Origin of the sequence: Sphingobium sp. (genome assembly GCF_003248505.1) — a bacterium.
Lineage (GTDB): Bacteria > Pseudomonadota > Alphaproteobacteria > Sphingomonadales > Sphingomonadaceae > Sphingobium.
On the sequence record NZ_QFOA01000041.1, the window covers coordinates 1 to 12,495 of the forward strand.

General features: G+C 59.9%; 12 protein-coding genes. 9 read left to right on the top strand and 3 right to left on the bottom strand.

Translation table 11 applies throughout. The features are described 5' to 3' along the window. Positions 1-536, top strand: a 536-nt coding sequence (locus DI606_RS12810; RefSeq protein ID WP_293983606.1) for a TetR/AcrR family transcriptional regulator, incomplete at its 5' end; no start/stop codon positions are given. On the opposite strand, the gene DI606_RS12815 is transcribed toward DI606_RS12810, so the two are convergent. Together DI606_RS12815 and DI606_RS12820 are read right to left on the bottom strand one after the other, a co-directional pair. Continuing rightward, positions 526-954 carry a nuclear transport factor 2 family protein gene (locus DI606_RS12815; protein WP_293983608.1) on the bottom strand — a complete coding sequence of 143 codons (429 nt, stop codon included), beginning with the start codon at positions 952-954 and terminating at the stop codon, positions 526-528. The genes DI606_RS12810 and DI606_RS12815 overlap by 11 nt on opposite strands. Continuing rightward, positions 951-2,558 carry a class I adenylate-forming enzyme family protein gene (locus DI606_RS12820; protein ID WP_293983611.1) on the bottom strand — a complete coding sequence of 536 codons (1,608 nt, stop codon included), beginning with the start codon at positions 2,556-2,558 and terminating at the stop codon, positions 951-953. The genes DI606_RS12815 and DI606_RS12820 overlap by 4 nt, the downstream gene beginning before the upstream one ends. A 190-nt stretch (positions 2,559-2,748) precedes the next feature. Here DI606_RS12820 and DI606_RS12825 point away from each other — a divergent pair, with 190 nt between their 5' ends. The 4 genes from DI606_RS12825 (at position 2,749) to DI606_RS12840 (ending at position 7,107) form a co-directional block, all read left to right on the top strand. Then, positions 2,749-3,903 carry an LLM class flavin-dependent oxidoreductase gene (locus DI606_RS12825; protein ID WP_293983614.1) on the top strand — a complete coding sequence of 385 codons (1,155 nt, stop codon included), beginning with the start codon at positions 2,749-2,751 and terminating at the stop codon, positions 3,901-3,903. A 37-nt stretch (positions 3,904-3,940) separates the two neighbouring features. Then, entirely contained in the window at positions 3,941-5,047 is a 1,107-nt protein-coding gene (locus DI606_RS12830; RefSeq protein ID WP_009821799.1) for an LLM class flavin-dependent oxidoreductase, read from the top strand. Positions 5,048-5,204: 157 nt separating this feature from the next. Beyond that, positions 5,205-6,296, top strand: a complete 1,092-nt coding sequence (locus tag DI606_RS12835) for a zinc-binding dehydrogenase (protein ID WP_293983617.1) — start codon at positions 5,205-5,207, stop codon at positions 6,294-6,296. Between the two features lie 10 nt (positions 6,297-6,306). Continuing rightward, complete coding sequence (locus DI606_RS12840) at positions 6,307-7,107, top strand: SDR family oxidoreductase (protein ID WP_009821801.1); 801 nt, start codon at positions 6,307-6,309, stop codon at positions 7,105-7,107. A gap of 55 nt (positions 7,108-7,162) precedes the next feature. Here the strand turns inward: DI606_RS12840 and DI606_RS12845 are convergent, their stop codons facing one another. Next, the gene (locus tag DI606_RS12845) at positions 7,163-7,822 is read right to left on the bottom strand and encodes a carboxymuconolactone decarboxylase family protein (RefSeq protein WP_037542267.1); all 660 of its coding nucleotides are present in this window, start codon (positions 7,820-7,822) and stop codon (positions 7,163-7,165) included. A gap of 138 nt (positions 7,823-7,960) precedes the next feature. Between DI606_RS12845 and DI606_RS12850 the strand changes: the two genes are divergently transcribed. From DI606_RS12850 to DI606_RS12865, 4 genes are all read left to right on the top strand, one after another. Beyond that, positions 7,961-10,351, top strand: coding sequence for a TonB-dependent receptor (locus DI606_RS12850; RefSeq protein ID WP_293983624.1), 2,391 nt, complete (start codon positions 7,961-7,963; stop codon positions 10,349-10,351). A gap of 70 nt (positions 10,352-10,421) precedes the next feature. Next, complete coding sequence (locus tag DI606_RS12855) at positions 10,422-10,880, top strand: nuclear transport factor 2 family protein (protein WP_261934282.1); 459 nt, start codon at positions 10,422-10,424, stop codon at positions 10,878-10,880. Between the two features lie 7 nt (positions 10,881-10,887). Then, entirely contained in the window at positions 10,888-11,724 is an 837-nt protein-coding gene (locus tag DI606_RS12860; RefSeq protein WP_009821807.1) for an enoyl-CoA hydratase-related protein, read from the top strand. Further along, the gene (locus DI606_RS12865) at positions 11,725-12,495 is read left to right on the top strand and encodes an enoyl-CoA hydratase-related protein (RefSeq protein ID WP_009821808.1); all 771 of its coding nucleotides are present in this window, start codon (positions 11,725-11,727) and stop codon (positions 12,493-12,495) included.

Consider the following 12,495-nt stretch of genomic DNA (forward strand, 5'->3'; position numbering starts at 1 on the left):
ATCGGGCTACCATCTATTATTATGCTGGTAGTAAGGAGGAACTGCTGCAGGATATCGTCGGGGGTGTTCTCGACACGGCGATCGCCGCCGCGGAGGAATTGCGTGCGAATGACGCGCTTACCGGCATGCAGCGCCTGCATCAGATCTTCGTGATCCTCATGACGAGCTATGAGGAAAATTATCCGGCGACCTTCGTCTATATCCAGGAGCAGATGCAGCAGGTGGGCGTGCAGGAAACCGAATGGGCACAGTTGATCATGAAGCGCACGCGTCTGTTCGACCGAATGCTGATCGACTTCATCAAGGAGGGTATTGAGGATGGCGATCTGCGATCGGACATCCCGCCGCGTCTCCACGAGAACGCGCTGTTCGGGATGCTTAACTGGACGCATCGCTGGTTCGTACCCGGCGGCAGCCTGACCGGACGACAGGTCGCAGAATCATTCTGGTCGATCTATACGGGCGGAGCGCTCACGGACGCGGGTCGTGCGAAGGCGCTTCCATCCCCGCCGGTCCTGAGCGCTGTCACCGGCTGAGGTCGCCCAGCACGCAGACCCTGGACTGCCGTCCGAATATCTCCAGCATATGCTGCGTGTCGGAATATTCCCGCACGCTACATATCCGGTCACCTTCGAGATCGAACCTGAAATGATAGGCATTGGCGTAGACGCGCCCGTCGCACAGCCTTGCATGGGAAGTCGCTTCCGCCGACACTTGTCGACCCTCGCCGATCATGCTCGACGGCGTGATCGTCAACGCCCCGTCGAGATAGAGCGCTTTGACGTTCCGCAGCAAGCTGCCCAGCGTGGTCTTGTCGATCGTTCCGGACATGCCGTCCAAGTTTCCCAAGACCCACCAGGTCGCGTCCTCGGTAAGATATTCGAGGATCGACTCTACATCGCCTGATGAAAAGCTATCCAGAAACGCGGCAACGATAGCCTTGGGCTCGCTCACGAAGCCGGCTCTTTGAGCCTATCCCTCAGCGCCCGCTTGTCGATCTTAGTGGCGGACATCGGCCATTCGGACGCAGCAAGAAATATGATTGCGCGCGGGACCTTGTAGCTTGCGATCCGGCCCCGGCAGTGCGCGATGAGACCCTCTTCGTCGACTTCATGTCCCGGATGGATTTCGACGAACGCAACCGGAACTTCATCGAGGCGGATATCAAAACGGCCGACCACCTCGGCAGTTTTGACCGCTGGATGGGTCGATAGAAAGGCTTCGATCTCGACTGCGGCGACATTTTCTCCACCGACCTTGAGCATGTCCTTGTAGCGACCGCCAAAGACGAGGCTTCCGCCTGGAAGCCGGGTATATAGATCGCCGGTCTTGAGCCAGCCGTCCGGTGTGAGAGCTTCCGCTGTCTTCTCAGGCGCTGCCCAATAACCCTCCATCACATTATAGCCGCGCACCCAGATTTCGCCGAGCGTGCCATCGGGAAGGTCGCTGCCTGTTTCCGGATCCACAATCCGAATCTCGATGCCAGGACTTGCCTTTCCATTGGTGGTTGATCGCGACACCCGATCTTCGTCGGGATCGCTCAAGGCGAAGACGCCGGCCGTTTCGGTCATGCCGCAGCCCTGTAGCACCTCGCAATTTGGAAGCAGCGTCTGGACCAAATCGACCTGCGCAGGGGGGGCGATGATGCACAGATGCCGCATGCTGGCGAGTTTCGCCGGATCGAAGCTCGGGTGCCCAAGGAGGCCCTGCATGATCGCTGGGAACCAAGGCCATGTCAGGGTGACCTTTTCGTCATACATGAGCTGAAGCGCCCGGCCGGCATCGAAATAGCCGTCGGTCAGAAACGTACCGGCGACTCCGAGCGTACCGACAAACGGCGCGAAGGTTCCGATATGGAAAAGGGGTCCGGCACCCCACACGACATCATGCTCTGGCGCTTTCAGCCGATATCGAGCCCGCTCTACGGGGCCACGTGTGACCGCCTCGTGACTGAGGACGCAGCCCTTCGGGTTGGCCGTCGTACCCGAGGTATAGATGATGAGCGCGGCATCGCGCACCCGAACCTGCTGTCGCCTGGTTTCGATGACCGACGGCTCGATATGATCGGCCAGCGCCTGAAACGCTGCGACGTCCATGACGCCTTGCCCGCCACTGCCGCGCACAAGGACAATGTGCTCCAGATGCGGCGCAGGTTCGCCTTCAAGCCCACTTGCCAGCACTGCCGGGAAATCCACCGGATCGTCGGGATGTCGGCTCGTCAGGATCGCCACGAGATCGGCATTGCGGATGATATATCCCAATTCCGTCGCCTTGTGGCGCGCGTTCAGCGGTACGGCAACGCAGCCGAGCAGCGCAACGCCAAGAATGGCTTCGGCGAATTCCACGCAATTGGGAATGAGCAGGCCGACATGTTCGCCACGGCGGACGCCCAGAGCCGTCAGCGATCGTGCGACTCGAACAGCCCCATCGCGCATAGCCGAATAGGTGGCGCGCTGGCTCGGCAGCACGAGAGCATCACGCTCCGGAGCGACTGCCGCTGCCCGGAAAAGCAAGTCCCCCAAGGTTGAAACTTCGGTCGTGATCGGACGATCCATCATGTTCCTCTCCGCTCCAGGCCGTGCAGCTTCGCACAGCATCATCGAGCCGAATGCACTTATGCGAAAAAAAATTAGCGGTCGTCAACACGAGAGTTGACAAGTCTTCCGAAAGGGGATTGGATTAAGGGGTCGACACAGGATCAACCCTAAGAGCGGGGGAGCATGAAAGCTCCTTTGGGGATGGAGAGGTATGAAGTTTCATCTTATGCAGACCGGTGTTGTCGGTCGCCGTCATGAAATCGAGCAGGGCATGGCCGGTCAGCGGCCGGAACTGTATCAGCGTTTCCTCGAAGAAGTTAAGGGCTATGTGCAGCTTGCCGACGAGCTTGGTTTCTACGGCTATTGCCAGCCCGAGCACCACCTTCAGATCGAGGGTTTCGAGGCCAATAATCATCCTGGCATGTTCAGCCTGTTCGTCGGGCAGCATAGCAAGCGGATGAAGGCCGGCATCATGGGCTACACCATGACCACGCACAATCCGGTCCGCGTCGCCGAGGAAATCGCAACGCTCGATCACATGCTGCAGGGCCGGCTCTATTGCGGTTTCACCCGGGGCTATCATGCCCGCTGGGTCGATGCCTACGGTATCAAGGAAGGCGTCAGCGCCACCACTCCCGACAATGTGAAAGCGCGCGACGAGCAGGATGCGCGCAACCGCTCGCTGTTCGAAGAAGGCGTACGCGTCGTCAAGAAGGCCTGGACCAACGACGTGTTCAGCCACAAGGGTGACAACTGGCAGTTCCCGCCAGAAGGAGGCTCCACCGGTCATCCCGCTTACGCCAAATATGGCAAGGGACAGGACGAGAATGGCCGGGTGCAGCAGATCGGCATCGCGCCGCTGCCATTCCAGCGCCCTCATCCCCCCATCTATGGCGGCTTTGCGGCTTCCGGGCGGACGATCGACTTCTGGGCCGAAGAGGGCGGAAAGCTGATCGTTCTTTCCGACAATATCGACTTTTGCGAGCAGTTAAACAATCGCTACATTGCTACGGCCGCCAAGAATGGCCGCGAGGTCACGAAAACGGATGCATCGGCCTGGGGCGGCTTCCTCATGCTGACGGACGACAAGGACCGCGCGGCCAAGCTCATGGAAGAGCATATGTGGTTTTGGGACGAGTGGTTCATTCCCCTTGGCCAGCGCCCGCCTAACGTCCTGATCGGTTCGGCTGATGAGATCGCCGACAAGATTGGCCGCGCCCATGATCGGCTCGGCTTCGACGAGCTTTTCCTCATGTTCGGGCAGGGCCATCTGGAGCCTGAGGCTAATCAGGAAGAACTGGAAAAATTCATCAGCAAGGTCGCGCCGCGCTTCTCGATCAAGGATGCCGAAGGCACGTTCGTCTAAGCCGGTTCAAAGGTAATTCAAAGATTAGGAGAGAGAAATGGCAATGCAGTGCGGCATCTTCATGACCCCCTACAACCCGCCGAGCCGGACGGCACGGCAAGTTTTCGACTGGGCGCTCGACATAGCGCGGATCGCAGATGAGGCAGGCTATGCCGATTTCATGATCGGCGAACATTACACCCTTGGCTGGGAAAATATTCCCATGCCCGAGGCCATCATTGCGGCATGCGCGCAAACGACTAAGCAGATTCGCTTCGCGCCGATGGCGCATCTGCTGCCCTATCACGATCCTGCCACGCTCGCGATCCGCATCGGCTGGCTGAGCCAGGTTATGGAAGGTCGCTACTTCCTTGGCGTAGCACCGGGCGGCCACCATACGGACGCCATTCTTCACGGCTTCGAAAGCATCAGCGAACTGCCGCCAATGCAACTCGAGGCTCTTCATTTGATCGAGCGTGTCTGGGAGGGAAAGCCTTTCCTGGAAAAGGGTAAATATTTCAAGGCTGGCTTCCCAGGCGCGGATACGATGCCGGAATATAATGTCATCATCGCCGACAACAGTCCCTATGGCGGTCGAGACAAGATGGAAATCGCAGTCACGGGACTATCGCAAAATTCGTCGTCGATGCGTTTCGCCGGCGAGCGCGATTACTCGCCTATCTCCTTCTTCGGCGGTACCCCGCAGATGAAGGCGCACTGGGATACCTGGGCGACGGCGATGGAATCGAAGGGGCGTACACCCGATCGCAAACGCTATCGTGTCTGCCGCGATATATTCATCGCGGACACCGATGCGGAGGCCAAACGGCGCTTCCTTGCCAGTGGCCTTGCCCAAACGTGGAAGCATTATCTCAAGGAAATCTACGTCAAGTTCGGCCTGTTCAACGGCATCATCCAGGACTCCGGCAAGGATTTGACGCCCGACGATATCGACGAGGATTTCCTCGCCGAGCATGTGGTGTTGTGTGGCTCGCCCGAAACTGCGATCGAGAAGCTCGAAGCCCTTGCCGACAAGGTCGGCGGTTGGGGCCAGTTGGTCTATAACCAGCATGACAGCATCGACGATCCCAAGCCTTGGGAAGAGTCGTTACGTCGGTTCGCGTCGGAAGTCGCACCGAAGGTGCGGATGCCCGGTATCGACTAAAACCGCAAACAGCGCATCCTTGGAGGCGCGCTACCTGTTCCCGTCCTTGCTGACTGCACGAGGTAAGGGCGGGAGTGTAGCGGGCAGGGGCACGCCTGCGTTTTGTGTCACAAAGATTCCGACAGGCCCAACGAGGCAGATCGTAAGGAGAGAGAAAATGGCAACCGGCCGCGCCACCGTCCTGGTGGAACCCAACAAACTGGAAACGTGGGACGTGCCGGTGGTCGAACCCGAGCATGGCGGGGCGCTGGTGCGCATCGTGCTGGGCGGCGTGTGCGGCAGCGACGTCCACATCACCACGGGACAGGCCGGCATTATGCCGTTCCCCATCATCCTGGGCCATGAAGGTATCGGACGGATCGAGAAGCTCGGTGGCTTTGATACCGATTATGCTGGCGTGCCAGTCAAGCCGGGCGACTTGGTCTACTGGTCGCCGATTTCCGCCTGTCATCGCTGCCACAGCTGCAACGTCCTCGACGAAACTCCTTGCGAGAATTCGCGGTTTTTCGAAGACGCCAACAAGCCCAATTGGGGCAGCTATGCCGACTTCGCCTGGCTGCCCAATGGCCTTGCCTTTTTCAAGCTTCCGGACGGCGCAGATCCGCTTGCCGTCGCGGCGTTGGGTTGCGCTCTGCCAACCGTGCTGCGCGGCTTTGACCGCTGCGGACCGGTTCGCCTCGGCGAAACAGTCGTGGTGCAGGGCGCCGGACCGGTTGGCCTGTCGGCCGTCCTTGTCGCCAAACAGGCTGGCGCCAGGGATGTCATCGTCATCGACGGTGTCGACAGCAAGCTGGAGGTGGCGCGCAGCCTAGGCGCGACAGCAACAGTCTCGCTGTCGGATTCGCCTGAAGAACGGCGTCGGCAAATATATGACATCGCCGGTCCTTCCGGCCCGTCGCTGGTCGTAGAGGCTTCGGGTTTCCTGCCTGCTTTCCCTGAAGGTGTCGATCTCACCGGCATTCATGGGCGCTACGTCATTCTGGGCCTGTGGGGAGCGATCGGAACGCAGCCCATCTCCCCGCGCGACATGACGACCAAGAATATCACGATCGCCGGGGCGACCTTCCCGAAGCCCAAACATTATCACGGCGCGATGCATCTGGCCGCGCAGTTGCAGGATAAGGTGCCCCTCGCATCGCTGGTGACGCATCGCTACGCGATCGAAGATGCCGGCAAGGCCCTAGACGCAGTCCATCACGGCAAAGTGATCAAGGCGGTCATCGACCCCGAACTCTCGCCGGCAAGCTGAGGAACGGGAAATGGGCAACAGCGTCACCGGCAAGAGTATCATCGTCACGGGCGCTGGAAGCGGCATGGGTCGAGCCTGCGCCATCGAAATGGCCCGTCAGGGCGGCAAGGTCTTCGCCGTCGACATCAACCTCCAGGCAGTCGAGGAAACCGTCGCTCAGATAATCGGGGAAGGGTTCGTCGGCGTCGTGCATCAATGCGACCTGCGTGACCCCGAGCAGATCAAGGCGATGATGGCGAAAGCGGCGGAATTGTTCGACGGCATTGACGTCCTGCACAACAACGCTGCCGTGCATGAGACCGACCTTACCGCGCAGACCTCGATCGAGGACCTGCCTGATGACGTGTGGGACAAGGTCTATGAGATCAATCTGCGCGCCGTATGGCTGGCGATCAAGTATGCGGCGCCCTATCTCAAGGCGTCGAAGCGCGGTCCTGCCATCGTCAATGTGGCATCGACCGGCGCATTCGTATCCTACCCCCAGGCCGGTGCCTATTGCGCAACGAAGGGTGGCGTCCTGATGCTGACCAAGGCGGCCGCTGTCGATCTCGCCAAATATGGCATCAGGTGCAACTGCTACTGTCCTGGCGCTATCGATACGCCGATGGTCCAGAAATATTACGAGGCGGCGCCGGACAAGGATCTTATTCTGACCGTGATGACCGGCTCCCATCTCATCCCGCGCCTTGGGCGACCCGAGGAGATTGCGAAGCTCGCCTGCTTCCTGGCCTCGGACGATTCCAGTTTCATCACCGGCGCTGCCTATGTGATCGATGGTGGCACGCTAGCTTGGCGCGGCGTGAACGCCTGAACTTTAAGGGGCGAAAGCGGCATTCCGATCATGTGGTCGGGATGCCGCTTTTGATTCAATCCACGCCCACATGTGCCGGTGTCTGAGCGGCAAGTTGCAGGCAGTCCTCGAGTGCGCGCCGTCCTGCCCCCAATTTGATGGCATTGTCCAGGTGCAGTCTAAAGCCCGGCATGAACCGGTGCGAAGGCATCGCATCGCTAGCCATGGCAAGCAGTTCTTTGGTGCGGGCCGACACCGTCCGTGTTTTCCACGGCACCGCGCAGAAGTCGAAGAACGCCTCGAACTGCGCTGGCGACAGTTTGAGCATCGAGCGCAGAAATCCCGGCAATTCGTTTTCCATCCGATCCCAGAAAGGATCGTTTCCGACGCGGGCGTCCCAGATCTTCTGCTCGTCTGCGTTGAAGGCAATGGTGCCGTCGCTTTCGGTCAGGCCGGCCCCTGTCGTGATTAGACTGGACGTCAGCATCAGCGAATGCACGCCCAGACCCGCCATCAAAGAGACGATCTCCTGTATCTGCTGTGGGGTGGCCCCAAGTGTCAGGGCCTCGCTGATGCCAAGTCCGCTGGCAGCTTTGTTCAGGGACGGGAGGGCACAGGCAAGGCCCAGTTTGACAAGCGCCCGATCGATAGGGGGCAGGGCCTCACCATCACCTACGTCCGCAGCCGTTACCAGCGCGCTGAACTCCTCAATCCCAACTCCCGACGACAACGCCATGATTTTTTCTCCGGTTTTTCAACTCTGGTGTTGACGGCTCAATATGCTTGTGTCAACTCCAGCGTTGACGATGGAGGGGCGTACTAAGTCCCCCACGTGAACTGGCCTTAACACGGCCTATAGGAGAGGGAGGATAGCTTGACCCGAGCAATTACCAAGCAGCTGCGCCATATGAGCCTTCTGGCGTCTACAGCCATTGCTATCACGACACTGCCAGCCGGCATTGCCAGCGCGCAGGTGGCCGATCAGGCTAACGAACCCGCCACGCGCGGCGGTGCGGCCGACATCGTCGTTACGGCGCAAAAGCGCGAACAACGTCTGAACGACGTGGGTCTTGCGGTCACAGCTATCGGCGGCGAAGCCCTTCAAAATCGCCAGATTGCGAGCCTTACGGATATCGCCTCGGCCGTTCCCGGACTCGTATTTTCCAACAGTGCGTCCAACACGCCAGTCTACACCCTGCGCGGCGTAGGCTTCAACGACACGACGCTTGGCTCCTATCCTGACGTCAGCGTCTATCTGGACGAAGCGCCGCTTCCGTTCCCGGTCATGACCAAGCTGGTCGGGTTCGACCTGGACCGTATTGAAGTACTTAAGGGGCCGCAGGGCACGCTCTTTGGCAACAATGCCACTGGTGGCGCGATCAACTTTATCGCTGCCAAGCCGACCAAGACTTTCGAGGCCGGCGGAACGGTAAGCTATGGCCGTTTCAACACCATTGACGGCGAAGCCTATGTCAGCGGACCGATCTCCGACACGCTGGGTGTTCGCATTTCGGGCAAGGCTACGCATTCCGACGACTGGCAGAAAAGCTATACCACCGACGCAAAGACCGGTGGCAGCGAGAATTATGCCGGCCGCATCATCCTTGCCTGGGAACCGACCGATCGGCTCCGGGTCAACCTCAACGTCAACGGATGGCTCGAGAAGGGCAAGCCGCCAGCGCTGCAGCTGATCGGCATCCGCAACGCAGGCCCTGGCAACCCAGTCACAGGATATCCGCTGGCTCCCGAGAATGCCCGCTCGGCTGATTTCTCGACGAACATCGATCCTTATCTCGACAACAGCATGTGGCAGGCGATCGGACGGATCGACTATGATCTGACCGATGATATCTCTGTGACTTCGCTGACGTCCTACGTCGATTACAAGCAGAAGATGGCGTTCGACGGCGACGGCACTACGCTCAACAACGCGGATTTCCGCTTCTTCGGCGGCGGCATCAAGAGTTTCTCGCAGGAACTGCGGATCGCAAATGGCGGCAACAACCCGTTCCGCTACATTCTGGGTCTGAACTATTCCGACGATCGTGCAAAGGACAGATCGGAACTCGACTATCGCGACTCCACGATCAATACCGGCACCGCGGCATTCGGCGGGATTTTCCGGTCTGGTTTCCGCGCCAACCAGAATATGAAAAATTACGCCGCCTTCGCCAACGCGGAATATGATGTCGGTGACCTGACCTTCAAAGGCGGTATCCGCTATACGAAGTCCAAGCGCGACGCGAACAGTTGCTTCTTCGGCATCGCCGCCGAAGGTTCGAACCTGCCGTTCGCGCCGCTCTACACTTTCTTCGCCAACCTGCTCCGTTCGCAAAACGGACTGTCACCGATCACTGTCACGCCCGAACAGACGCTGGGCTGTCTGACCATCGACAATACCGGATTGCTGGGCGCTGATCCCACTTTCCTGCCCGGCCAGTTCGTCGGCAAGCTGAACGAGGATAACGTCTCATGGCGTGCGGGCATCGATTACAAGCCGCGTCCCGGTATCCTGCTCTACGCCAACGTCGCAAAGGGCTATAAGGCGGGCAGCTTCCCGTCGGTCGCGGCCTCGACGACCCAGCAGAGCCAGCCGGTGCGTCAGGAATCGCTGCAATCCTACGAAGCGGGCTTCAAGCTTTCGCTGATCGACCGGACGCTCCAGGCCAATGGCGCGATCTTCTACTACGACTATCGCAACCGCCAGATCCGTTCGAAGCTGCTCGATCCCAATTTCGGTCCGCTCGACGTTCTCGTGAACGTGCCCAAGTCCAACGTGAAGGGTCTCGAACTGGAACTGACGGCTAATCCCGCAGGCTGGTTCAGCGCCTACGCCAACTTCACCTATCTCGACGCGAAGGTGAAGCGTTACACCGGCCTCAACCCCGAAACGCTGGCGGTCGGACAGAATTTCGACGGTGCGGCACTGCCCTATACGCCGAAATATCAGATCTCGACGGGCTTCAGCGTGGACTTCCCGGTCAGCGACAACCTCAACGGTTTCGGTGGCGCGGATCTCAACTATCGTAGCCAGACCAATGCGTTCATCGGCGCCTCGAACCTGTTCGAGATCAAGGACTATGGCACGCTCGATCTGCGGGCAGGCATCAAGTCCCAGGATGACCGCTGGTCGTTCCAAGTCTGGGGCAAGAACGTGACCAACAGCTACTATTGGGACAACGTCGCCTTCTTCTTCGACACCGTGACGCGCTGGCCGGCCCGCCCGGCTACCTATGGCGCAACCTTGAGCGTCAAGTTCCGCTGACGCTTGCTCTCCCGCTCGGCCGAGGGGGCGAGCGGGAGGGACTACCGCTTTCAAAGGAGAATGACGAAAGATGACTGACCAGCAGATATCGCGGCTTTTGGAGCAGCAGGCGATCGAACGGATGATGTTCGAATATTCCTACTATCTCGACATGAACGATCCCGTGAACATGGCGACGCTCTTCGTGGATGACTGCGAGGTCAGCTACGCTCCCAATTTCGGCGCGGTCGGCATCGAAGCCTATAAGAAAACCCTCGACGGTATCGGTACCTTCTTCAAGGGCACCAGCCACCATAATTCCAATACTGTCGTCGACTTCATCAGCGAGACCGAAGCGGACGTCCGCTCGATCGTGCTGGCGGTCCATCGCTACACCAAGGAGCGTCCCGACGGCATCCTGTACGGCCAGTATTTCGATCGCGTCGTCAAGGTCGATGGGCAGTGGAAGTTCAAGCGCCGCGAGCTGCGCACGACCATGACCACCGACTATCACGTCAAGGCTTTCAACCCCATCGGCCGACTGGAGTAATTGCTCCATGCCTCCCTATGAAGCCATCAGGATAGAGCATGAGGAGGCGTTGAGCTGGATCGTCCTCAATCGTCCCGAGGCCGCCAACGCCTTGTCGCCGCAATTGCTCGACGAGTTCGGCCATGCGCTCGAAATGCTCAAGCATGAAGGCGGTCCGGTCATCGCCATACGGGGCGAGGGCAGGGGCTTTTGTTCCGGCATCGATCTGGGAGGCTATGGCGGGGGCGACAAGGGGCCGGCCGATCCGATGGCCGACCGCGCCCGCCTTGAAGCCAACGTCGCGCGCTGGTTGCAGATGTGGGACCACCCAAAGCCCGTCATCGCGGCGGTCCATGGCTATTGCATGGCCGCCGCCGCACAGATGTGCGTGTTCACCGACATCACGGTGGTTGCCGATAATGTGAAGATCGGCGAACCGACCATCCCCATAGGCGGCGGCTTCATTGCTCCCGCCTGGGTTTCCCTCGTCGGGCATAAGCGGGCGAAGGAATTTGCATTCGTGCCGGGCAACTGGATCGATGGTCCCACGGCCGTCGAATGGGGCTGGGCCAATCACTGCGTTCCGGCCGAAGACCTCATCGCCTGCGTCCGCTCGCTGGCCGAGCGCATTGCCCTCACGCCGCCTGAAGTGCTCAGGCTCAAGAAGCTGTCGATCAACCGTGCGGCCGAAGCCCAGGGCTTCCGTCAGTCGCTCTCCGGCATCGCCGAGATCGACGCGCTGCTGCACCTCGCACCCGCCGTCCTCGAGATCCGTGCCCGCATGAAGGACAAGGGCCTCAAGGCGGTCATCCAGGAATATAAAGTCGCGCCGACGAGCCCGCTGGTCGCGCCAAAGGAGTCATGAATGTCTGACATCGAATTCACTAAAGACGGCCATACCGCGCATGTGAAGCTCAACCGTCCGCAAGGTCTCAATGCGATCACGCAGGAGATGGATGATCTGCTGCTCGCTGCATGGACCGACATCAACGACGACCCGGATATCTGGACCGTCATTCTTTCGGCTGAAGGCGAGAAAAGCTTCTGCATCGGTGCGGACGTCTCCGGAGGCGCCGAGCGCAAGACGCGCATGGCGCTGGCTGGTGGCCTGACCGGCATCGGCGGCCCGCTCGTAAAACTGAAAAAGCCCCTTATCGTTGCGGTCCAGGGCTTCTGCGTTGGTGGCGGTTTCGAACTCGCCATGTGCGCCGACATCATCGTTGCGGCCGACACAGCCCAGTTCGGCCTGCCCGAAACGAAAGTTGGCATCATCGGCGAATGCGGCGTCGTGCATCGCGCCGTGCGCCAGCTTCCCCACCATATCGCAATGGCCATGATCCTGACCGGCGATCGCATCAAGGCGGAAGCCGCGGAGCGCTATGGTCTGGTCAACGAGGTCGTTCCCTATGCCGATCTCGCTGCCACGGCGCAGAAATGGGCCGACAAGATCAATGGTGCATCGCCGCTGGCCAACCAGGCCGCGAAGGTCGCCGCCCTCGACCGGCTCGGCTACCCGCTCGAGGTCGCCCTCATGACGAAGTTCGAGGAAATCGAGCAATATGCCGCCAGCGCGGACAAGCGTGAAGGCGAACAGGCCGCGGGCGAACGCCGCAAGCCGGTGTGGACCGGACGCTGA